Below are 20,096 nucleotides of genomic sequence, written 5' to 3'. Positions count from 1 at the left end.
CGCCCGTAACCAGCTGTGCGTCAGCAAAAGGTCGCAGAGTTCATTTTCACGCGAGACCTGCGCGAGGCCGGCGTCGGCCGTCATCCGCATGAGCGCGGAGAAATCGACGTCGGGCTTCCGGCCGAGCTCTGCCCGTGCCTTGGAGCTGACGGCGCACAGCACCTCGGCCTCGGCGGGCCGGGCACCTCGACCCCGGCGGGCCGCACGGGCCCGGAGTGGATGAAGACGTGGTCCTCCCGGTCGAGGCCCGCGTGGTCAAAGGCGCAGCGGACCGCGTCGCGCACCGAGTGCGTCCGGCCGGTGCCGATCACGCAGTCGTCGGCCTCGTCCTGCTGGAGCATCAGACGCATGGCGCGGACGTAGTCGCCCGCGCAGCCCCGGTCGCGGAGCGCGTCCATGGTGCCTGGGGCCTGTCTGGAGACCGAGCTTGATGCGGGTCACCGCGAGAGAGATCTTGCGGGTCGTGAACTCCTGGCCGCGACGCGGCGATTCGTGGGCGCACAGCGTTCCGGAGACCGCGGCATGCCAAACGACTCGCGGTAGTTGCGGGTGATGAAGTGACCGTACGTCTTGGCCCGTGCCATAGGGGCTGCGCGGGTGGAAGAGCGTGATCTCCCGCTGCGGCGTCTCGGCGGCCTTGCCGGAGATCTCCGAGGAGGACGCCTGGTAGAAACGGCCCCTCGGGGCCCGCCGTGCGGGCGTGCTCAACCCGCTCGCCATGCGGATGGCCTCCAGGACGCGCTGCACGCCCATGCCGTTCACTTCGGTGACCAACCCGGCCTGCTGCCAGGACCGAGGCATGAAGGAGATCGCGCCGAGTTTTGTACACCTCGTCGGGCTGCACCGTGTCGATGGCGGAGACCGGGCTGCGCTCGTCCATGAGGTGCCGTCCACAGAGGACGGGCCGGAGGCGAGCCGGCTCACCGGGACTCGAGCGGGTTGGCCGGGCCACGGATGAGGCCCCATACCTGTCACCCCTGCGACAGCAGGTGTTCCGCCGGACAGGACCGTCCTGACCGGTAATTCCGGTGATCAGTGCGCGCTTGGGAATTCATCCCCATCTCGACCGCAAAGAGACCGTCCAAACGCTGTGCTCAGTCGATGACCTGGCGTGGAGAAAGCAGTCCGGACGATAGTCACCGGAACGCTCGCAAACCGCAGAAGTCGATGTCAGCGCTTTCCGGGCTTAGTGGGGGATTCCCGAATCCTGGGCGGCTCAAGACGACCGAGAAGGCCGAACTTTAGGGAAATCCGGGTGTCGTGTACGGTCCACTGATTCTGTCGGCGTGCTGGCCGGCTCCATTCCAACGGGCGGCTGCGGCCGTCGTCAACCGGGGTGTCCTTCCGTGCTGTTGAGACTCCTACGCATACAACTGCGCCCTTATGCCGGCTCCGTTGTCGCGCTGATCGTCCTGCACCTGGTGCAGATCCTCGGCACGCTGCTGCTGCCGACACTGGGGGCCACACTCATCAACGAGGTGGTTGTCCGCGAAGACAGTGGTCGCGTCGGCAGCATCGGCGTGGCGATGGCGGTGATCGCGGTGGTGCAGATCGCCGCCTCGCTCGGTGCCGCGGCACTCGGCGCGCGCACCTCCACCGCCGTCGGCCGGGACCTCCGGTCCGCCGTCTTCCGCCGCGTGCTGGACTTCTCCGCCCGCGAAATAGGCCGCTTCGGCACCCCGTCGCTGCTGACCCGCTCGGTGAACGATGTGCAGCAGGTGCAGAACCTCACCCAGTCCGGGCTCGGCATCTTCGTCGCGGCCCCCCTGATGTGCCTGGGCAGTGTGGTGCTCGCGCTGCGCCAGGACGTGGTGCTGGCCCTGATCCTCATCCCCATGGTGGCGGTGGTGGGCATCTACTTCAGTCTGCTGCTGGCCCGCATGGCCGCCTTGTACGCCCGGCTCCAGCAGACGCTGGACCGTGTCGGGCGGCTGCTGCGCGAGCGGATCACCGGGGTGCGCGTGGTGCGCTCCTTCGCCCGCGACTCCTACGAGGGCGAGCGCTTCACCCGCACCAACGAGGAGCTCTTCGGCCTGTCCATGGGGGTGGGGCGGCTCATCGCGGTGATGCTGCCGACGGTCCTGCTGCTGATGAACCTCTTCACCCTGGTTCTGCTGTGGGTGGGGGCCCGGCGGATCACCTCGAGCAGCATGCAGATCGGCGCGCTCAGCGCCTTCCTCAGCTATCTGTCGCTCATCCTGATGTCCGTAGTGATGCTCGCCTTCGTGTTCCTGAACGTGCCGCGGGCCCGGGTGTGCGCGGAGCGGATCAGGGAGGTCCTCGACGCGGAGACCAGCGTCGTCCCGCCCGCCGAGCCGCGTCCCATGGCGGCTCCCGCCGGGCAGATCGAGCTGCTGGGCGCCGAGTTCCGCTACCCGGGCGCCGAGAACGCCGTGCTGCAGGACGTGTCGCTGACGCTGCGGCCCGGTGAGCGGGTGGCCGTCCTCGGCAGCACCGGCTCCGGCAAGACCACGCTGCTGCATCTGGTGCTGCGGTTGGTCGACGCGACCGCGGGCGAGGTACGGATCGGCGGCACGGATGTGCGCGAACTGGACCCGTCGGTGCTGGCCGCCGCCGTGGGCTACGTACCGCAGCGGGCGTATCTGTTCGCAGGGACCGTCGCGACCAATCTGCGCTTCGGGCGGCCGGACGCCACGGACGAGGAGCTGTGGGAGGTGTTGCGGGTCGCTCAGGCGGACGGCTTCGTGACCCAGCTCGGCGGCCTCGACGCGGAGATCTCCCAGGGCGGCACCACCGTCTCCGGCGGCCAGCGCCAGCGGCTGGCGATCGCACGGGCGCTGCTGCGCCGCCCCGCGATCTTCCTCTTCGACGACTCCTTCTCGGCGCTCGACCAGAGCACGGAGGCGGCACTGCGGGAAGCCCTCGTGCCCTACCTGGCGGACGCCACCGTGATCACCGTGACGCAGCGCGTGGCCTCCGTACACGACGCCGACCGGATCGTCGTCCTGGACCAGGGGGGCATCGCGGTCACCGGTTCCCATGACGCGCTGCTGCGCGACAGTCCCACCTACCGCGAGATCGCGCTCTCGCAGCGCACCCGAGAGGAAGCCACTCATGGCGCCGGACAATCCTGAGGAGCACGCAACGGACCGGCCGGTCCGCCGGCTCGCCGGACTGATGCGCCCGCACCGCCTATCCGTCATCCTTGCCCTGGCAGCGGGCGTCGTCGGCAGTTTCCTCAACGGTTTCGGTCCGCTGCTGCTGGGCCGCGTCACCGACCTGATCGCCGACGGGGTCCTCGGCAAGGGCGGACCGGCCCCCGGCATCGACTTCGGGTCACTCGGCAGGCTGCTGCTGATCCTGCTGGTCCTCTACCTCGCGGCCTCGGCGTTCATGCTGATCCAGAACTGGCGGGTGGCCTCGGTGGTCCGCCTGATCATCCATGACCTGCGGCACCGGACCCAGGAGAAACTGGCGCGGCTGCCGCTGCGCCACTTCGACCGGCAGCCGGCCGGCGAGACGCTCAGCCGCGCCACGGACGACGTCGACAACCTCCAGCAGACACTCCAGCAGACCCTGACCGATCTGATCAGCTCCATACTCTCGCTGGTCGTCATGCTGACCCTGATGCTGAGCATCTCGCCTTCGCTGGCCGGGGTGATGCTGCTGAGCGTCCCGGTGTCGGGGCTGCTCTCCGCCTGGATCGCCAAGCGGGCCCAGCCGCGGTACGCCGCCCAGTGGGACGCGAGCGGCAAGCTCACCGGGCACGTCGAGGAGATGTACGCCGGGCACGCGCTGGTGAAGGCGTTCGACCGGCGCGCGGAGGCCGAGCAGCGCTTCGACGAACGCAACGAGGCGGTGTACCGGGCCGGTGCCGGAGCGCAGTTCTCGTCCGGCGCGATCGAGCCCGTGATGATGTTCGTCGCCAACCTCGGCTATGTCGCGGTCGCCGTCTTCGGTGCCTGGAAGATCGTGGACGGCGCCCTGACCCTGGGCGAGTTGCAGGCGTTCATCCTGTACGCGCGCGGGTTCAGCCAGCCGATCGTGGAGATCGCCTCGGTCGCGGGCCGCCTCCAGTCCGGGGTGGCCTCCGCGAAGCGGGTGTTCACGCTGCTCGACACGCCGGAGCAGGACCCCGAACCGCGCCGGCCGCTCACCCTGGAGCGCGCCGAGGGCCGGGTGGAGTTCCAGGACGTGTCGTTCCGCTACTCCCCCGACGTGCCGCTCATCGAGGGGATGTCCCTGTCCGTGGAACCCGGCAGCACGGTGGCGATCGTCGGCCAGAGCGGCGCCGGCAAGACCACGGTCGCCAACCTGCTGATGCGCTTCTACGAGATCGACTCGGGCCGAATCCTCCTGGACGGCACCGACACCGCCGGGATGAACCGCGACGACCTGCGCTCCCGCTTCGGCCTCGTCCTCCAGGACACCTGGCTGTTCAACGGGACGATCGCCGAGAACATCGCGTACGGCGTCCCCGGCGCCTCCCGCGAGGAGGTCGTGGAGGCAGCCCGCGCGACCTGCGCCGACCGCTTCATACGCACCCTGCCCCAGGGCTACGACACGGTCCTGGACGACGAGTCCGGCAGTGTCAGCGCCGGGGAGAAGCAGCTCATCACGGTGGCGCGGGCGTTCCTCGCCAGGCCGAGCGTCCTCATCCTGGACGAGGCGACCAGCTCCGTGGACACCCGCACCGAGCTGCTCATCCAGCGCGCCATGAACACCCTGCGGGGGGACCGGACGAGCTTCGTCATCGCCCACCGCCTGTCCACCATCCGGGACGCGGATCTCATAGTCGTCATGGATTCCGGCCGGATCATCGAGCAGGGCACCCACGACCAGCTCATCGCGGCGGACGGCGCCTATGCCCGGTTGTACGCCGCCCGCGTCAACGCGCCCTCCGCCGACGTGGCGGTCGGCTGACCGGCGGAGCCAGCTCCCCGCGCACGCGGGGGATGGACCTGCCCCAGAAGTGACAGAAGGAGCCGCGCAGTGAGTGCCCAGCCCGACTATTCAACGGATCCCCGGATTCACGCGATCCCGCATACGATCGACGCCGTAGCCGCGGTTCTCGTCGGCGCCAAGCGGATGGCGTTCTACGCGGAGATCGGCCAGGCGGAGGAGGGGGAGCAGATCAACTCGGTTCTGCGCAAGTGGTGGATGGAGGCCATGTTCGACAGCCGCCCAGGCCGTGAACAGCGCCTCGCCGACACTGACGCGGGACACCGGCTGGTCTCCCTGCCGAGCTGACAAGCGGTGAGCAGTGAGCAGCCCCGGTCCCCGAGGGTGGACCATGGTCTGCAACGAGGACTCGGCGAACGTCCTGGAAGCGATGCGTCGCACCGGTAATCCCGAACTTCACGACCAAATCGTGTTCTTCCTCCGGGCACTCGCCATCGAGGCCGGCGCAGCTTTCGACGCCGACAAACCCTTACCTGGCTTACCCATGGGAGACGGGCGCTACAACGTCGAGGTCCCCCGGCTGCCCGTCCTGATCAGCTACACCCACTACCCAGGCTTGCGGGAGTTCCGCGTGACGGATCTCCTCTGGCTGGGCTGACTGAACTGATGCCCGCGAACGACCTCCGGCAGGGAAAGCGCCGGGGGTCGTTCGCGTCTGAGAGTACTGCCCGTTCCTCCTGCGGTGTCTCGACTCCGGTGGTGGCCGTCAGGTCCGCCCGCATGCTGGTCAGCGTGAATGCGGCCCGGTGGAGCGGCTGTTACCTGCGCCCCCGGGGATACGCCCCTGATCCCAGGCAGTGACAGAACGAGCGGACGAGATCGGCCCCCAGGTCACGCCGTCATCGCCTCGCGGACCTTCGCCGTGTCCACGAATTGTTCAAAGCGGACGATGCGGCCCGCTCGGACGGTGAAGTGGTGGGCGGCGCGGACGTTGATGTCCTTGGCGGTGGCCTTGTTGGTGGCGGTATAGCGGGCCAGGACCACGGCGTTCTCGCCGTCGACTCTTCGGCGGGCGGCAGAGGAACGGGTGGTGGATGGGCGGGCGTGTGCCCGGCTCCGCCGGAGGCTGTTGCAGTTGGTGGAGCCCCGCTCCGGACCGAGGGGGAAGGGAGGGGCGGAAGAGGTAGGGGCGGCCGGGCAGGTATTCCGTACTCAAGCCAGAAGGGTGGCGGCGGCTGGCCGTTCCGGGCGAACGCCGGCTGGGTGGCGGTCGGTTGCGGCTCGGCCCCGGGCCAGGCCGCCCCTTATCGATCCGGCGCAACGCCGGGGGAGGCAGCGTGAGCCGCAGGTGAGGGCAGCCGACCGCTGGATGCCCCCGCGTTCCCGACGGCCGCCCCCCAATGCGGTCACGACTGTGAACGGCAGCCACAGGAGGGCTCGTTCACGCGTCGCTCCTCGCACTATTCATCGGGCTCGCTCTCGCGAGGAGCACGGGCCGGGCGGTGCCGAGCGGTAGGGGCGCCCGTTACCGGCCCGTGTGGGCAGTTCAGCCCCAGGTCATTTCGCCCTTGGCAACCTTCGCGCCGAGCTGCGCGGCGATGGGTATCCCCGCGTCCGGGTAACGGACGACCAGTGCCACCTGTTCGGGGTGAAGCCGCTCGACATCGACGAGATCGTGCGCGACTGGAGCGAGCGGCGGGCGGGCTGACCGCCCCCGAATTCGCTTCCCGCTGCCCTCAACCGGCCCCCAACCAACCTTTCCCGAAACGTGACTGGCGACCTGTCGCCATACCGGACTGAACCGGTGTTCGAGCGGGCAACTTCTCGATACGCCGACAGCGCGACCGATGCGGCGAAGAAGGAGCGGACATGGAAATCTCCGGTGTCATCACGGCCATCGTGATCGGCATTGTCATCGGCATTCTGGGGCGGCTCGTCGTGCCCGGGCGCCAGCACATCGGTGTGTTCTGGACGATCGTCGTCGGCATCGTCGCGGCGCTGATCGGTACGGCGATCGCGGCGGCGTTCGGTGTCGCCGACACCAGCGGTCCCGACTGGGTCGAGTGGGGCATTCAGATAGTCCTGGCGGCGATAGGTGTCGCCGCGCTGGACCGCGCGAAGACTTCGCGCTGAGGGCTGGGCTTCGCCTGGAGGCCTCGTCGGACGCCTCGCCGGGGCGGGTCCTGCGCCGGGCGGGTCTCGCGCGGCGCGGGCGTGCCCGGAGGGCTCGGGCTTCAGGGAGCACGCGGCTACGTGTCGCCAGGTATCGGTAGGCGTCGCCGTGTGGCTATACCCCGCTGTGCAGAGGACGGCCGCTGAGCAGGTTCCAGCGACCGTCCCTGCCGCTCAACTCCGTGACGGAAAGCGGTCGTACGTCGATCCGCCAGAACGCCTGAGGCCCCGCGCCGAGCGCGTGTACGGCGGCGGCGCGGACGATGTCCGGTTCCGCGACGGCGACGACGCGACCCTTCGCCGGGGTGGCGCGGGTCGCCTGGCCGGAGGTCAGTCCGTCGAGCCATTCGCCTGCGCGGGCGAGCAGCGCGAGCAGCGGTTCTCCGCCGTGCGGTGCGGAAGCGGGGTCCGAGAGCCAGGCAGCCACCGACTCCGGTTCCGCTGCGGCCACTTCGTCCAGCGTCCTGCCCTGCCAGCGGCCCATCGCGCACGGAGCGAGACCGGGCAGCGACTCGGCTTGCAGACCGAGCGCTTCTGCGGTCTCGCGGCAGCGCCGGGAGGGGGAGACGTACAGGGTGGCGGTCGGCGCGACCATCGCCTGGGCACTGCCCCGTGCCGCTTCGGCCTGCCGCAGTCCGGCGGAGTCGAGCCCGCCGCGTGGGCCGACGGGTCGGTCCGCTGAGGCGTCGAGCCCATGGTCTGCGGCGTCGGGTTCGCCGAAGCGGGCTTCGCGCAGGGCGGGGCCGAGAGCCGGCGCGATGAACAGCACCCGGGTGGTCATTCGGCGTTCCTCGCTGTGCGGTGGCTTTCGCCTCACGGTACGTGCCAGTCCGGTGCCGGTGGCAGCGGCGGTCGTCCGGGGGAGCGAGGACAGGCCCGGGAGGTGGGGACCGGTCGGGGCGGTGGGGACCGGTCGACCGACGCGGGCGTTCTCGGAGAGCTGTCGCCCGACGCGGGCCGGGCGCGGGCCGCGAAGTAGAGTTCGGTTTGTCCTTTCCCCAGCTCAGAGGTGTACGACAGTGAGTCAAGGACCCCCCGATCCCGCGCTGACCGTCGTCGGGATCGGTGCCGACGGCTGGCAGGGGCTGGCGGAACCGTCGCGTGACGCCCTGCGCGACGCCGAGGTGGTGATCGGCGGGCGCCGGCAGTTGGAACTGCTCCCGCACGAGTGCGCGGGCGAGCGCGTGGCATGGCCGTCGCCGCTGCGGCCCGCCGTGCCGGGGCTGCTCGCGGCTCACGCCGGGCGCCGGGTCTGCGTGCTGGCGAGCGGGGACCCGATGTTCTACGGCATCGGGCGCGCGCTGTTCGAGGAGACGGGCGCCGGGGCGCTGCGCGTGCTGCCGCATCCGTCCTCCGTGTCGTACGCCTGTGCCCGGCTGGGCTGGCCGTTGGAGGACACCGAGGTGGTCACGCTGGTCGGCCGCCCGGTCGGCCGGCTCGCCGCCGTGTTGTACGACGGCCGCCGGGTCCTCGTACTCAGCGCGGGCGCCACGACGCCCGGCGACGTGGCGGCGCTGCTGCGCGAGCGCGGGTACGGGCCGAGCCCGGTGTCCGTACTCGAACAGCTCGGCGCGGAGGGTGAACGGCGTGTCGACGGTACAGCGGAGACGTGGGACGTGCCTGCGGGCGACCCGTTGAACGTGGTCGCGGTGGAGTGCCGCCGGGCGGCGGACGCGTTGCGGCTCGGAGCCGTACCGGGGCTGCCGGACGCCGCGTACGAACACGACGGCCAGCTCACCAAGCGCCACGTACGCGCCGCCACGCTCTCCGCGCTCGCGCCCGCGCCGGGGGAACTGCTGTGGGACATCGGGGGCGGGTCGGGTTCGATCGCGGTCGAGTGGCTGCGGACGCACCGTACGTGCCGGGCAGTGTCGGTCGAGCGCGACCCGGTGCGCGCGGAGCGGATCGGCCGCAACGCGCACGCGCTCGGCGTCCCCGGCCTGCGCGTCGTCACCGGCGCCGCGCCCGCTGCCCTGGCGGAACTGCCGGTGCCGGACGCGGTGTTCATCGGCGGCGGCCTGACGGTCCCGGGGCTGCTTGCGGCGTGCTGGGAGGCGTTGCCGGTGGGCGGGCGACTGGTCGCCAACACGGTGACGCTGGAGTCCGAGGCGCTGCTGGCCGACTGGTACCGCCGCTTCGGCGGTGAGCTGGTACGACTGTCGGTCGCGCACGCGGTGCCGGTCGGCGGCTTCACCGGCTGGCGGCAGGCGATGCCCGTCACGCAGTGGTCGGTCACCAAAACCAACTCAGCCTCTGGAGAAGAACGATGACCGTGTACTTCATCGGCGCAGGACCCGGCGCCGCCGACCTGATCACGCTGCGGGGCGCGCGCAGGCTGGCGGAGAGCCGGGTGTGCCTGTACGCGGGCAGCCTGGTGCCGCGCGAACTGCTCGCCGAATGCCCCGCGGACGCGCGGCTGATCGACACCGCGCGGATGGATCTGGACGGCATCACGGCGGAACTGGTCCGCGCACACGAGGAGGGCCACGACGTCGCACGGCTGCACTCGGGCGACCCGTCGGTCTTCAGCGCCGTCGCGGAACAGATGCGACGGCTGGACGCGGCGGGCGTGCCGTACGAAATGGTCCCGGGCGTACCGGCGTTCGCAGCGGCGGCGGCCGCACTGAACCGCGAACTGACGGTACCGACGGTCGGCCAGACGGTCATCCTCACACGCGTCGCCCAGCAGGCGACACCGATGCCGGAGGGCGAAGACCTGGCCACCCTGGGCAGAAGCGGCGCGCTGCTGGTGCTGCACCTGGCGGCGAGGTACGTGGACCGCGTGGTGGACGAACTGCTCCCGCACTACGGCGCGGACTGCCCGGCAGCGGTAGTGGCGATGGCCAGCCGCCCGGACGAACTGGTGCTGCGCGGCACCCTGGCCGACATCGCGTCCCAGGTAAAGGCGGCGGGCGTGGTCCGCACGGCGGTCATCATGGTCGGCCGCACGCTGGGAGCGGAACAGTTCCGCGACAGCCACTTGTACTCGTCGGAACGGGAACGGGGGGATGGTGGGGCGCGGGTTGCGTAGGGACGCCGAGCACGGGCCGGGTGTTATGAGTGATATGCCGGAGTCGGCGAAAGTTGCTGAAAACGGCGAGGGTTGCTCGTAAACTCCCAGGTCGGAGAGTCTGCTCCCCGCGCGTGCGGGGATGGACCCCACGACGGCCAGACGCTCACCGACCCGCACGCCTGCTCCCCGCTCACGCGGCCCCCCGCACCCCGCTGCGCCCCACCACCGTCCCCGCCCTGTCGATGCAGATCACGTCCACCGCCACCGGCGCCCCCCGCAGCACGCTCAGCGCCTGGTCGCGGGCCGTCGTTGCCACCGCGTCGCCCAGGGGGATGGCCCCGGCCTGGCACAACTGGAGTGCTGCCAGGCCCGTGTTGGCCTCCGCCACTTCGGCCGTCAGAGACGCGTTCGCGCCTGCTTTCGCGGCCAGGCCGGCCAGGAACGCCTTGTCCACCTGGGAGCGGGCCGAGTGGAGGTCCAGGTGGCCCGCCGCGAGTTTGGAGAGTTTGGCGAAGCCGCCGCAGATCGTCAGGCGGTCCACCGGGTGGCGGCGTACGTATTTCAGTACCGCGCCCGCGAAGTCGCCCATGTCCAGCAGCGCGTCCTCGGGCAGCCCGTAGGTCGCCACCACGGTCTTCTCCGACGTCGAGCCCGTGCAGCCCGCCACATGCGTACGGCCCGCCGCGCGGGCCACGTCCACGCCTCTGCGGATCGAGTCGATCCAGGCCGAGCAGGAGTACGGGACCACGATGCCCGTCGTGCCGAGGATCGAGAGACCGCCGAGGATGCCCAGGCGCGGGTTCCACGTCGAGCGGGCGATCTCCTCGCCGTTGTCGACCGAGATCGTGATCTCCACGTCTCCCGTGCCGCCGTGCCGCTCCGCCACCTCCGCCACATGGGAACGCATCAGCCGGCGCGGTACGGGGTTGATCGCCGGTTCGCCGACGTCCAGCGGGAGTCCGGGGCGGGTGACCGTCCCCACGCCGGGGCCCGCGCGGAAGACCACGCCCGCGCCCGGCGGCAGCAGGCGTACCGTCGCGCGGACCAGGGCGCCGTGGGTGACGTCCGGGTCGTCGCCCGCGTCCTTGACCACCGCGGCCATGGCCCGGTCGGGGGACCGTTCCTCCATCGCCAGCGCGAACGCCGGGGTGTGGCCCTTGGGGAGCGTGATGGTGACCGGGTCCGGGAAGTCGCCGGTGAGCAGCGCCGTGTACGCGGCTGTCGTCGCGGCCGTCGCGCACGCACCGGTCGTCCAGCCGGAGCGGAGGCCGGTGTGCTTGAGTTGGGCGTCGCGGCCACCCGCGCCGCCCCCCGTACGGCCGCCTCCGGCGCCCGTGCCCGTACCCGGCTCAGTCATGGGAAGACCTGGAAGATTCGATGGACGAGATGTCCCATGTGCTGATCCTCGGCGGGACCACCGAAGCCCGCCGCCTCGCCGAAGCCCTCGCGGAGGCTCCGTACGGAACGTTCCGCGTCACGACCTCCCTCGCCGGACGCGTCGCGCGCCCCGTGCTGCCGCCCGGTGAGGTGCGGATCGGCGGGTTCGGGGGCGCGGACGGGCTGGCCCGATGGCTGTACGAGCACCGTGTGGACGCGCTCATCGACGCCACCCATCCCTTCGCCGGAACGATCAGTTTCAACGCGGCACACGCGGCCGCCCGTGCCCATGTTCCTCTGCTGGCGCTCCGCCGGCCTTCCTGGGTCCCGGCCGACGGCGACGACTGGCACCCGGTCGGCTCACTGGACGAGGCGGCCGCCGCGCTGCCCGCGCTGGGCCGGCGGGTGTTCCTGACCACCGGGCGCATGGCGCTCGCGGCCTTCGCGCGGGTCGACGCGTGGTTTCTCGTACGGTCCGTGGACGCGCCCGAGCCGCCGTACCCCGACCGCATGGAGACGCTGCTCGACCGCGGCCCCTTCACCCTGGACGGCGAGCGGGAGCTGCTGCGCCGCCATCGCATCGACGTCGTCGTGACGAAGGACAGCGGCGGGGCCGCCACCGCTCCCAAGCTCACCGCCGCGAGGGAGGCGGGGCTGCCGGTCGTGGTCGTACGCCGGCCGCCCGTGCCCGAGGGTGTCGCGGTCGCGGCCACGGTCGCGGAGGCGGTCGCCTGGCTCGGCGACCGCGGCCAACGTCCCTGACACCGCCCGCACGCGAGTGAGGAGGTCAGGCCCCGGGTGCCGGGACCGACCCGGACCCCGCCACGGACCCGGCCCCCGGAGCCGACCCGGCCTCGGGCACGGGCGCCTCCGGGTAGCGCCTCGGCGTCCACACCACCTGCTCGCCGTCGCCCCTGCGTACCGTCACCGTCTGCGTCGACCCGACCAGCAGGATCGTGCGCATGTCCACCTGCGACGGGTCCAGGTCCGCGAGCCGGACGATCCGTACGCGCTCCTCCGGGCCGCCGACATCGCGCGCGAGCACGACGGGCGTGTCCGGCGTGCGGTGTTCCAGCAGCAGTTCGCGGGCCTTGCCCACCTGCCACGTACGGCTGCGCGAGCCCGGGTTGTAGAGCGCGAGGACCAGGTCGGCCGCGGCGGCCGCGTGCAGCCGGGCCGAGATGACCTCCCATGACTTGAGCCGGTCGGAGAGGGATATCACCGCGTAGTCGTGGCCGAGCGGCGCGCCCGCGCGTGAGGCCGCCGCGTTGGCGGCGGTGAGGCCCGGGAGGATCCGTACCGGCACGTCGCGGTACGGATCGGCCGACGCCACTTCCAGGACAGCCGTGGCCATCGCGAAGACGCCCGGATCGCCGGACGAGACCACCGCCACCCGGTGCCCGCGCCGCGCCAGGTCGAGGGCGAATTCCGCGCGCTCCGACTCGACCTTGTTGTCCGAGGGGTGGCGGCGCTGGCCCGGACGTACCGGAACGCGGTCCAGATAGGTGGTGTAGCCGACGAGGTCCTCGGCGGCGGCCAGTTCACCGCGCGCCTCCGGCGTCAGCCAGAGCGGTCCCGCAGGGCCGGTGCCGATGACGACCACTTCGCCGTGACCACCGGGGCCGCTCACATCACCGTGGTCGGCGGACGATACGGCCTCGGGCACCGGCACCGACGTAGACGCAGGCACCGGCAGCGCGGCGACGCGGCTCGGCAGCACCGCCACCGAGAAGTACGGCACCGACTCCGGGTCCGTGTCGGCGAGGGCGCCGGTGCGCTCGCCGCTCATCGTCGCGCGTTCGACATAGCGCGCGTCCGCGAGCCGTCCCGAGCGCTCGATCGCGCGCCGCACCGTGGGGAACGTACGGCCGAGCTTCATCACCACGGCGGAGTCCGTGGACGCCAGGCGGGCCGTCAGTTCCTCCTCGGGCAGCGTGCCCGGCAGGATCGTCAGCACCTCCTCGCCCTCCACCAGCGGCGCGCCGAGCCGGGCCGCGGCCGCGCTCACCGACGTGACGCCCGGTATGACCTCCGTCGGATAGCGGCCGGCGAGCCGCTTGTGCATGTGCATGTAGGAGCCGTAGAAGAGCGGGTCGCCCTCGGCGAGCACGGCGACCGTGCGCCCGGCGTCCAGGTGCGCGGCGAGCCGGGCCGCCGACTCGGCGTAGAACTCGTCCATCGCGCCCTGGTAGCCGCCGGGGTGGTCGGTGGTGCCCGTCGTGACCGGGTAGACCAGCGGTTCTTCGATGTGGTCGGCGCGCAGGTACTCCGCCGCGATGGAACGGGCGATGGAACGGCCGTGCCCGGCGCTGTGATAGGCGATGACCTGGGCTTCCGTGATGATCCGCACGGCCCGTACGGTCATCAGCGCGGGGTCGCCGGGACCGAGGCCGACGCCGTACAGCCGGCCGACACCCGCGAGATCGCCCGCGCCCGCAGCAGAGTCCACGCCCGCGCCCGGAGCCGAGTCCACGCCCGCAGCCGGGCCCGCACCCGCGCCCGCATCCCCGTTCACACCGGCACTCACACTCACCGTGTTGCTGTTCTCGCTCACTACTCTTCCTCGCTCGCGATCGCGTTGACGGCCGCCGCCGCCAGGGCGCTGCCGCCGCGGCGGCCCCGTACCACCAGGTGGTCGAGGGCGGCGGGGTGCGCGGCCAGCGCGTCCTTGGACTCGGCGGCGCCGATGAAACCGACCGGCACGCCGATGATGGCCGCCGGGCGCGGGGCGCCGTCCTCGATCATTTCCAGCAGGCGGAAGAGAGCGGTCGGCGCGTTGCCCACGGCGACCACCGCGCCGCCCATCCGCTCGCGCCACAGCTCAAGGGCGGCCGCGCTGCGGGTCGTTCCCATCTCGGCGGCCAGCGCGGGCACCGAAGGGTCGGAGAGGGTGCATATGACCTCGTTGTCCGCGGGCAGCCGCTTGCGGGTCACACCGCTGGCGACCATGGCGACATCGCACAGGATCGGCGCGCCGGCGCGCAGGGCCTCGCGGGCGCGGGCCACCACACCGGTGGTGAAACCGAGGTCGCGCACGAGGTCGACCATGCCGCAGGCGTGGATCATGCGGACCGCGACCTGCGAGACGTCTGCGGGCAGGCCGGAGAGGTCCGCCTCCGCACGGATGGTGGCGAAGGACTGGCGGTAGATCGACGCACCGTCCTTCTCGTACTCGAACGCTGTGGACACTGAGGTCTCGCTCATCTCGTCATCGTGGTGGTCCGTGCCGTCGCGACCGCGTCGGCGAGTTCTGTTCGTGTGTGGGTGCGCGCGATGGGCGCCGATCCCCGTACGGCCCGTACACCCCGTACGGATATCTCGTAGCCCCCCTCGCCCGTCGCGACCACGTCGACATGATCCCCCTGGGGACGGCCGCAGCGCCGTTCGCAGCCCGACCAGTAGACGGGCAGCAGCCCTACCGGTCCGCCCGCCGACGGCACGTCCGACGACACCGCCGCCGCGTCCGCCCGTACGTCCGAGAGCGACTTCGCGCACCCCGGCCGTCCCGTGCAGGCGCCGACACCTTGCCAGACGGAGTCGGGGGCGGTGACCAGGCCGGCCGTACGGAACCGGTCCAGCAGGTCGCGGGCCGCGCCGGGGTCCAGGCCGGGAACGAGGACGATCACCCCGCGCCACGGAGTCACCCGAAGCGTGGCGTCCTCCATGGCGAGCATCCGCCACTGCGCCACGCTCAGCCGCCCCAGCGGCGCGTAGACGGAAAGGGCCGCCGTCCGGCCGTCGGGGGAGTGGACCAGCCCCGGAGCGGGACCGCCTGCCTCCGGGCCGTCCTCCAGGCCGGTTTCCGGGCCGCCTTCCGAGTCCGTTTCACGTTCGCGGTCCGGCGGTACGGACTCCGCCGCGATCCCCGCCCCGGCCAACGCGGACGCGATCGCGGCCTCCAAGCCGCCCCCGGACCCGTCCGTGAACCCGGACCCGTCCGTGAACCCGGACCCGTCCGTGAACCCTGCCCCGTCCGTGAACCCGGCCCCGTCCGTGAACCCGGACCCCGCAGGAAGCTCCCGCACCCGCCACGCGCCGGTCCCGCACGCCGCCGCCACCGTGAGAAACGTCTCCGCCGCCAGCAGCGCCGCGCGCGGTGCGTCGGCCGCGGACACCCGCAGACCCGGGCGATTCGCCCCGGTACGCAACTCCGCCGTCCCCGCGCTCCGTGCGAGCAACGTCACATCCGCGCCCAGCCCCGCCACATCCCCGCGGCCGTCGTCCAGCGCGAACAGGAACCGGCCGGAAAGTGCCGTCGCCTCCGGGCTCGCGCACAGCAGCGCGTCCAACTCCCGCGCCCACGCCTGCACCTCGCCGAACCCGCGACCGTCAAGGCCCGCCAGGGGCGACGCCACCACATTGCGGACCCGCTCGTGCTCCTCCGACGGCAGCAGGCCCGCGCCGTGCAGCAGCGCGGCCAGCTCGCCCCCGCAGCTCTCGCCGAGGCCGCGCAGCTGCACATTGCCGCGCGAGGTGATGTCCAGCCGCCCGTCCCCCAGGCGCTCGGCCGCGTCCGCGAGCACCCGGGCCTGCCGGGACGTCAGCACCCCGGCCGGCAGCCGCAGTCGGGCCAGCCGGCCGTCGTCGGCGGCATGCAGCCGCAGCGCGCCGGGGCAGGCGTCGCCGCGCTCGCGGACGGGAGCTTCGTCCCGGTTCACGGGCGTTGGCGAAGTGGGTGACATGGCGGCGAGCATACCCACGTACGTTCGACCTCCCACCAGACTGGCGAGCACTCGCCACGGCCGTTTCCGGCAGCTCGCCGCGGGCAGCCTCCGGGCGTCCTCCCCGCCCGTGACCTGCAGCACCTACTATGCAGACGGCGGTCCGACAGGTCCGTCATCGCCAGCGACGGCGTCTCGGGGAGGAAGCCGGTGAGAATCCGGCGCGGTCCCGCCACTGTGAGCCCGGCACCTGCCGGGTGAGTCAGGAACTCCCGCCGTCCCACATCACCGCCCGGGGCGCGGACCCCGAGGAAGGCCAGACGCCGCATGATCCTGCTCCTGTCGACGTCCGACACCGACCTGCTCAGCGCCCGTGCGGCGCAGGGCCCGGTGCCGTACCGCTTCGCCAACCCGTCCCGGCTCGCACTCGACGACCTGCCCGCGCTGCTCGACGGCGCCGACCTCGTGGTCGTACGCCTCCTCGGCGGCCTGCGCGCCTGGCAGGACGGCATCGATCACCTCCTGGGCGACGGCTCCTCCGGCACGCCCGTCGTGGTGCTCACCGGTGAACAGGCCCCCGACGCGCAGCTGATGGAGGCGTCCACCGTCCCCATAGGCATCGCGGCGGAAGCGCACGCCTATCTGGCACACGGAGGCCCCGCAAACCTCGAACAGCTGGCGCGTTTCCTGTCCGACACGGTGCTCCTCACCGGCCACGGCTTCGAGCCGCCCGCCGCCGCGCCCACCTGGGGCCCGCTGGAGCGCACCGCGCGCGCCGACGCCTCCGGGCCGCTGATCGCCGTCCTCTACTACCGCGCGCATCACATGAGCGGCAACACCGCGTTCGTGGACGCCCTGTGCTCGGCGATCGAGGACGCGGGCGGCCGGGCCCTCCCGCTGTACGTGGCCTCCCTGCGCGCCCCCGAGGCCGAGTTGTTGGACGCGCTGGGCGCGGCCGACGCACTGGTCACCACCGTCCTCGCCGCGGGCGGCACGAAGCCCGCCGAAGCGTCGGCCGGCGGTGACGACGAGTCGTGGGACGCGGGCGCGCTCGCCGCCCTGGGTGTGCCGATCCTCCAGGCCCTGTGCCTCACCAGCTCGCGCGCCGACTGGGAGGAGAACGACGAAGGGCTCTCGCCGCTGGACGCGGCGGGCCAGGTGGCCGTGCCCGAGTTCGACGGCCGCCTCATCACCGTCCCGTTCTCCTTCAAGGAGATCGACGAGGACGGCCTCCCCTCGTACGCCGCTGACGCCGAGCGCGCCGCGCGCGTCGGCGGGATCGCCGTGCGCCACGCCCGCCTGCGGCACATCCCGAACCCCGACAAGCGCCTCGCCCTGGTGCTCTCCGCGTACCCGACCAAGCACTCCCGGATCGGTAACGCGGTGGGGCTCGACACCCCCGCGAGCGCCGTCGCGCTGCTGCGCCGCCTCCTTGCGGAGGGCTACGACTTCGGTACGGAAGAGGTCCCGGGCCTGGAGTCGGGCGACGGGGACGAGCTGATCTACGCCCTGATCGAGGCCGGCGGCCACGATCAGGAGTGGCTCACCGAGGAGCAGTTGGCCCGTAATCCGGTCCGTATCCCGGCCGCCGACTACCGCCGCTGGTACGCGCAGCTCCCCGCCGACCTGCGCGAGTCGGTCGAGCGGCACTGGGGCCCGCCGCCCGGCGAGATGTTCGTGGACCGCAGCCGCAACCCCGAGGGCGACATCGTCCTGGCGGCGCTGCGCCGGGGCAATCTGCTGATCCTCATCCAGCCGCCGCGCGGCTTCGGCGAGAACCCCATCGCGATCTACCACGACCCCGATCTGCCGCCCTCGCACCACTACCTGGCCGCGTACCGCTGGATCCAGGCGACCCGCGAGGACGGCGGGTTCGGCGCCGACGCCATGATCCACCTCGGCAAGCACGGCAATCTGGAGTGGCTGCCGGGGAAGAACGCGGGGCTTTCCGCCTCCTGCGCCCCGGACGCGGCGCTCGGCGACCTGCCGCTGATCTACCCCTTCCTCGTCAATGACCCCGGCGAGGGCACGCAGGCCAAGCGGCGTGTGCACGCCACGCTCGTGGACCACCTCGTACCGCCGATGGCGCGCGCCGAGTCGTACGGCGACATCGCGCGCCTCGAACAGCTTCTGGACGAGCACGCGGCGATCGCCTCCATGGACCCGGCGAAGCTGCCCGCGATCCGCGCGCAGATCTGGACGCTGATCCAGGCGGCCAAGCTCGACCACGACCTGGGCCTCGAAGACCGCCCGGACGACGACGGCTTCGACGAGTTCATCCTGCACATCGACGGCTGGCTGTGCGAGATCAAGGACGCGCAGATCCGCGACGGCCTGCATGTGCTCGGCGGCGCGCCGACCGGAGAGGCGCGCGTCAATCTGGTCCTCGCGATCCTGCGCGCCCGGCAGATCTGGGGCGGTACGACCAACCTCCCCGGGCTGCGGGAAGCGCTCGGTCTCGACGAGTCGGCCGCCACCCGCACCGCCGCCGACGAGACGGAGGAGCGCGCCCGCGCGCTCGTCCAGGCGATGGAGGACGCGCAGTGGGACCCGGCCGCCGTCGCCCGCGTCGCGGAGGGACACCCGCGGGCCGTCGCCGACATCCTCGGCTTCGCGGCGCGCGAGGTGGTGCCGCGGCTGGCCGGTACGACGGCCGAGATCGACCACGCGGTCCTCGCGCTGAACGGCGGTTTCGTGCCCGCCGGACCTTCGGGCTCCCCGCTGCGCGGCCTGGTCAACGTGCTGCCGACGGGCCGTAACTTCTACTCCGTCGACCCCAAGGCCGTTCCCTCGCGCCTCGCCTGGGAGACGGGCCAGGCCCTGGCCGACTCCCTCCTGGAGCGTTACCGCACGGACAACGGCGACTGGCCGACCTCGGTCGGTCTCTCCCTGTGGGGTACGAGCGCGATGCGCACCTCGGGCGACGACATCGCGGAAGCGCTCGCGCTGCTGGGTGTCCGGCCGGTCTGGGACGACGCCTCGCGCCGGGTGACGGGTCTTGAGGCCGTGTCCCTGGACGAGCTGGGCCGCCCGCGCATCGATGTCACCCTGCGCATCAGCGGTTTCTTCCGTGACGCGTTCCCGCACGCCATCGCGCTGCTGGACGACGCCGTACGGCTGGCCGCCTCGCTGGAGGAGCCCGACGACGCCAACTTCATCCGGGCCCACGCCCAGGCGGATCTGGCGGCCCACGGCGACGAACGCCGCGCGACCACCCGGATCTTCGGCTCCCGGCCCGGCACGTACGGCGCGGGCATCCTCCAGCTCATCGACAGCCGCGACTGGCGCACGGACGCCGACCTCGCGGAGGTCTACACGGTCTGGGGCGGCTACGCCTACGGCCGCGAGCTGGACGGCCGGCCGGCCAGGGACGAGATGGAGACCGCGTACAAGCGCATCGCGGTCGCCGCCAAGAACACCGACACCCGCGAGCACGACATCGCGGACTCCGACGACTACTTCCAGTACCACGGCGGCATGGTCGCCACCGTGCGCGCGCTCAAGGGCACCGCCCCCGAGGCGTACATCGGCGACTCGACCAGGCCCGAGACGGTCCGTACGCGCACGCTGGTCGAGGAGACGTCCCGCGTCTTCCGCGCCAGGGTGGTCAACCCCCGCTGGATCGAGGCGATGCGCCGCCACGGCTACAAGGGCGCCTTCGAGCTGGCCGCGACGGTCGACTACCTCTTCGGGTACGACGCGACGACCGGCGTGGTCGCCGACTGGATGTACGACAAGCTGACGGAGACGTACGTCCTGGATCCGGAGAACCGCGCGTTCCTCCAGGAGGCCAATCCCTGGGCGCTGCACGGGATAGCCGAGCGGCTGCTCGAAGCGGAGTCGCGCGGGATGTGGGCCAAGCCGGATCCGGCGGTGCTGGACGCGCTGCGGAAGGTGTTCCTGGAGACGGAAGGCGAGCTGGAGGGCGAGGACGACTGACGTTCACGGGTGCCGGGACGACTGACGGTCGTCGGCGGCCCGGCGGTGGAACTCCCCTGGATCCCGGGTGA

At 72.0% G+C, this 20,096-nt stretch carries 16 protein-coding genes, 2 pseudogenes and 1 riboswitch; of the genes and pseudogenes, 9 read left to right on the top strand and 9 right to left on the bottom strand.

Going from position 1 to position 20,096, the window contains the following annotated elements; all coding sequences use genetic code 11:
* Positions 1 to 80: 80 nt before the first annotated feature.
* Both ACIP6N_RS10050 and ACIP6N_RS10045 read right to left on the bottom strand, forming a co-directional pair.
* Entirely contained in the window at positions 81 to 350 is a 270-nt protein-coding gene (locus tag ACIP6N_RS10050; RefSeq protein ID WP_401814336.1) for a GDP-mannose 4,6-dehydratase, read from the bottom strand.
* Positions 256 to 801, bottom strand: a complete 546-nt coding sequence (locus ACIP6N_RS10045) for a GDP-mannose 4,6-dehydratase (protein ID WP_401814335.1) — start codon at positions 799 to 801, stop codon at positions 256 to 258. The genes ACIP6N_RS10050 and ACIP6N_RS10045 overlap by 95 nt, the downstream gene beginning before the upstream one ends.
* A gap of 545 nt (positions 802 to 1,346) precedes the next feature.
* Between ACIP6N_RS10045 and ACIP6N_RS10040 the strand changes: the two genes are divergently transcribed.
* From ACIP6N_RS10040 to ACIP6N_RS10025, 4 genes are all read left to right on the top strand, one after another.
* On the top strand, positions 1,347 to 3,095 hold the full coding sequence (locus ACIP6N_RS10040) for an ABC transporter ATP-binding protein (protein WP_401814333.1): 1,749 nt from the start codon (positions 1,347 to 1,349) through the stop codon (positions 3,093 to 3,095).
* Complete coding sequence (locus ACIP6N_RS10035) at positions 3,076 to 4,884, top strand: ABC transporter ATP-binding protein (RefSeq protein WP_401814331.1); 1,809 nt, start codon at positions 3,076 to 3,078, stop codon at positions 4,882 to 4,884. The genes ACIP6N_RS10040 and ACIP6N_RS10035 overlap by 20 nt, the downstream gene beginning before the upstream one ends.
* A gap of 69 nt (positions 4,885 to 4,953) precedes the next feature.
* Positions 4,954 to 5,211, top strand: coding sequence for a hypothetical protein (locus tag ACIP6N_RS10030; RefSeq protein WP_401814329.1), 258 nt, complete (start codon positions 4,954 to 4,956; stop codon positions 5,209 to 5,211).
* Between the two features lie 43 nt (positions 5,212 to 5,254).
* Positions 5,255 to 5,521, top strand: coding sequence for a hypothetical protein (locus tag ACIP6N_RS10025; RefSeq protein ID WP_401814328.1), 267 nt, complete (start codon positions 5,255 to 5,257; stop codon positions 5,519 to 5,521).
* A gap of 233 nt (positions 5,522 to 5,754) precedes the next feature.
* Here the strand turns inward: ACIP6N_RS10025 and ACIP6N_RS10020 are convergent.
* A pseudogene (locus ACIP6N_RS10020) lies at positions 5,755 to 5,955 on the bottom strand (nuclear transport factor 2 family protein); the annotation flags it as partial.
* A gap of 454 nt (positions 5,956 to 6,409) precedes the next feature.
* Positions 6,410 to 6,499, bottom strand: a pseudogene (locus tag ACIP6N_RS10015) (MBL fold metallo-hydrolase); the annotation flags it as partial.
* Positions 6,500 to 6,732: 233 nt separating this feature from the next.
* On the opposite strand from ACIP6N_RS10015, the gene ACIP6N_RS10010 reads away from it, so the two are divergent.
* Positions 6,733 to 6,996 carry a GlsB/YeaQ/YmgE family stress response membrane protein gene (locus ACIP6N_RS10010; protein ID WP_401814326.1) on the top strand — a complete coding sequence of 88 codons (264 nt, stop codon included), beginning with the start codon at positions 6,733 to 6,735 and terminating at the stop codon, positions 6,994 to 6,996.
* A 154-nt stretch (positions 6,997 to 7,150) separates the two neighbouring features.
* Here ACIP6N_RS10010 and ACIP6N_RS10005 read toward each other — a convergent pair whose 3' ends face one another.
* Positions 7,151 to 7,816, bottom strand: a complete 666-nt coding sequence (locus tag ACIP6N_RS10005; protein ID WP_401814325.1) for a histidine phosphatase family protein — start codon at positions 7,814 to 7,816, stop codon at positions 7,151 to 7,153.
* Between the two features lie 238 nt (positions 7,817 to 8,054).
* On the opposite strand from ACIP6N_RS10005, the gene cbiE reads away from it, so the two are divergent.
* Positions 8,055 to 9,305: a precorrin-6y C5,15-methyltransferase (decarboxylating) subunit CbiE gene (gene cbiE / locus ACIP6N_RS10000; RefSeq protein ID WP_401814324.1), complete on the top strand. Its 1,251-nt coding sequence runs from the start codon at positions 8,055 to 8,057 to the stop codon at positions 9,303 to 9,305.
* Positions 9,302 to 10,066, top strand: a complete 765-nt coding sequence (gene cobM / locus ACIP6N_RS09995; RefSeq protein WP_401814323.1) for a precorrin-4 C(11)-methyltransferase — start codon at positions 9,302 to 9,304, stop codon at positions 10,064 to 10,066. The genes cbiE and cobM overlap by 4 nt, the downstream gene beginning before the upstream one ends.
* A 172-nt stretch (positions 10,067 to 10,238) precedes the next feature.
* Here the strand turns inward: cobM and ACIP6N_RS09990 are convergent, their stop codons facing one another.
* Positions 10,239 to 11,405 (bottom strand): cobalt-precorrin-5B (C(1))-methyltransferase, encoded by a 1,167-nt coding sequence (locus ACIP6N_RS09990; RefSeq protein WP_401814321.1) that lies wholly within the window; start codon positions 11,403 to 11,405, stop codon positions 10,239 to 10,241.
* A gap of 20 nt (positions 11,406 to 11,425) precedes the next feature.
* Here ACIP6N_RS09990 and ACIP6N_RS09985 point away from each other — a divergent pair, with 20 nt between their 5' ends.
* Positions 11,426 to 12,187, top strand: coding sequence for a cobalt-precorrin-6A reductase (locus ACIP6N_RS09985; protein ID WP_401814320.1), 762 nt, complete (start codon positions 11,426 to 11,428; stop codon positions 12,185 to 12,187).
* Positions 12,188 to 12,212: 25 nt separating this feature from the next.
* Here ACIP6N_RS09985 and cobJ read toward each other — a convergent pair whose 3' ends face one another.
* From cobJ to ACIP6N_RS09970, 3 genes are all read right to left on the bottom strand, one after another.
* Positions 12,213 to 13,790 (bottom strand): precorrin-3B C(17)-methyltransferase, encoded by a 1,578-nt coding sequence (gene cobJ / locus ACIP6N_RS09980; protein WP_401814438.1) that lies wholly within the window; start codon positions 13,788 to 13,790, stop codon positions 12,213 to 12,215.
* A gap of 188 nt (positions 13,791 to 13,978) precedes the next feature.
* Positions 13,979 to 14,629, bottom strand: a complete 651-nt coding sequence (locus tag ACIP6N_RS09975) for a precorrin-8X methylmutase (RefSeq protein WP_401814318.1) — start codon at positions 14,627 to 14,629, stop codon at positions 13,979 to 13,981.
* Complete coding sequence (locus ACIP6N_RS09970; RefSeq protein ID WP_401814316.1) at positions 14,626 to 16,107, bottom strand: cobalamin biosynthesis protein CobG; 1,482 nt, start codon at positions 16,105 to 16,107, stop codon at positions 14,626 to 14,628. The genes ACIP6N_RS09975 and ACIP6N_RS09970 overlap by 4 nt, the downstream gene beginning before the upstream one ends.
* Positions 16,108 to 16,257: 150 nt before the next feature.
* Positions 16,258 to 16,381, top strand: a riboswitch (cobalamin riboswitch).
* A gap of 32 nt (positions 16,382 to 16,413) precedes the next feature.
* On the opposite strand from ACIP6N_RS09970, the gene cobN reads away from it, so the two are divergent.
* Positions 16,414 to 20,025: a cobaltochelatase subunit CobN gene (gene cobN, locus ACIP6N_RS09965; RefSeq protein ID WP_401814315.1), complete on the top strand. Its 3,612-nt coding sequence runs from the start codon at positions 16,414 to 16,416 to the stop codon at positions 20,023 to 20,025.
* Positions 20,026 to 20,096: the final 71 nt, after the last annotated feature.

Source organism: Streptomyces sp. NPDC088725 (genome assembly GCF_044751305.1).
In the GTDB taxonomy this organism is placed as follows: Bacteria; Actinomycetota; Actinomycetes; order Streptomycetales; family Streptomycetaceae; genus Streptomyces.
This window is presented reverse-complemented; position numbering and strand designations above follow the sequence as displayed.

Bases quoted from the DNA above. Each gene is read 5' to 3' on its own strand.
- ACIP6N_RS10035 (WP_401814331.1), top strand. From the start codon at position 3,076: ATGGCGCCGGACAATCCTGAGGAGCACGCAACGGACCGGCCGGTCCGC.
- ACIP6N_RS09990 (WP_401814321.1), bottom strand. From the start codon at position 11,405: ATGACTGAGCCGGGTACGGGCACGGGCGCCGGAGGCGGCCGTACGGGG.
- ACIP6N_RS09985 (WP_401814320.1), top strand. From the start codon at position 11,426: ATGGACGAGATGTCCCATGTGCTGATCCTCGGCGGGACCACCGAAGCC.
- ACIP6N_RS10010 (WP_401814326.1), top strand. From the start codon at position 6,733: ATGGAAATCTCCGGTGTCATCACGGCCATCGTGATCGGCATTGTCATC.
- ACIP6N_RS10050 (WP_401814336.1), bottom strand. From the start codon at position 350: ATGCGTCTGATGCTCCAGCAGGACGAGGCCGACGACTGCGTGATCGGC.
- ACIP6N_RS09975 (WP_401814318.1), bottom strand. From the start codon at position 14,629: ATGAGCGAGACCTCAGTGTCCACAGCGTTCGAGTACGAGAAGGACGGT.
- cobM (WP_401814323.1), top strand. From the start codon at position 9,302: ATGACCGTGTACTTCATCGGCGCAGGACCCGGCGCCGCCGACCTGATC.
- cobJ (WP_401814438.1), bottom strand. From the start codon at position 13,790: ATGACCGTACGGGCCGTGCGGATCATCACGGAAGCCCAGGTCATCGCC.
- ACIP6N_RS09970 (WP_401814316.1), bottom strand. From the start codon at position 16,107: ATGTCACCCACTTCGCCAACGCCCGTGAACCGGGACGAAGCTCCCGTC.
- cobN (WP_401814315.1), top strand. From the start codon at position 16,414: ATGATCCTGCTCCTGTCGACGTCCGACACCGACCTGCTCAGCGCCCGT.
- ACIP6N_RS10025 (WP_401814328.1), top strand. From the start codon at position 5,255: ATGGTCTGCAACGAGGACTCGGCGAACGTCCTGGAAGCGATGCGTCGC.
- ACIP6N_RS10045 (WP_401814335.1), bottom strand. From the start codon at position 801: ATGCCTCGGTCCTGGCAGCAGGCCGGGTTGGTCACCGAAGTGAACGGC.
- ACIP6N_RS10005 (WP_401814325.1), bottom strand. From the start codon at position 7,816: ATGACCACCCGGGTGCTGTTCATCGCGCCGGCTCTCGGCCCCGCCCTG.